Annotated in this window: 1 protein-coding gene; it reads left to right on the forward strand. The window is 62.8% G+C overall.

The window, feature by feature from the left end:
* Positions 1 to 847 (forward strand): dihydropteroate synthase (locus tag A2J01_RS15715; protein WP_197494231.1); only part of this gene is annotated, 847 nt, incomplete at both ends.

Consider the following 847-nt stretch of genomic DNA (forward strand, 5'->3'; position numbering starts at 1 on the left):
GTTGCAGGCTGGTCTCGAACACCTCGGTGGCCGCTGCGCCGTCAACTCCGTCAACTACGAAGACGGCGCCGGCCCCGAATCGCGTTTCCACAAGATCATGACTCTGGTCAAGGAGCACGGCGCGGCGGTCGTCGCCCTGACCATCGACGAAGAGGGCCAGGCTCGCACCGCCGAGACGAAGGTCGCCATCGCCAAGCGTCTGATCGAGGACATCAAGGGAAACTGGGGACTCGCCGAGTCCGACATCATCGTCGACGCCTTGACCTTCCCCATCTCCACCGGTCAGGAAGAGGTGCGACGCGACGGCATCGAGACCATCGAAGCGATCCGTCAGCTCAAGGCTGCGTACCCGGAACTCCACTTCACCCTGGGTATCTCGAACATCTCGTTCGGTTTGAACCCGGCAGCTCGTCAGGTCCTCAACTCGGTGTTCCTGCACGAGTGCACCGAGGCAGGTCTGGACACGGCGATCGTTCATGCGTCCAAGATTCTGCCGATGGCCCGAATTCCGGACGAGCAGCGTGAAACTGCACTCGACCTCGTCTACGACCGTCGTAGCGAGGGGTACGACCCGCTGCAGAAGCTGATGGCTCTGTTCGAGGGCGTTTCGGCAGCGTCGGCGCGTGAGTCTCGTGCGCAGGAACTGGCGGGACTTCCGTTGTTCGACCGGCTCGAGCGTCGTATCGTCGACGGCGAGCGCAACGGCCTCGACGACGATCTCACCGAGGCGATGACGATCAAGCCTCCGCTGGCCATCATCAACGAGACCTTGCTCTCGGGCATGAAGACCGTCGGCGAGCTGTTCGGCTCCGGACAGATGCAGTTGCCGTTCGTGTTGCAGTCGGCC

The organism is Rhodococcus sp. EPR-134 (genome assembly GCF_001647205.1).
In the GTDB taxonomy this organism is placed as follows: Bacteria; Actinomycetota; Actinomycetes; order Mycobacteriales; family Mycobacteriaceae; genus Rhodococcus_F; species Rhodococcus_F qingshengii.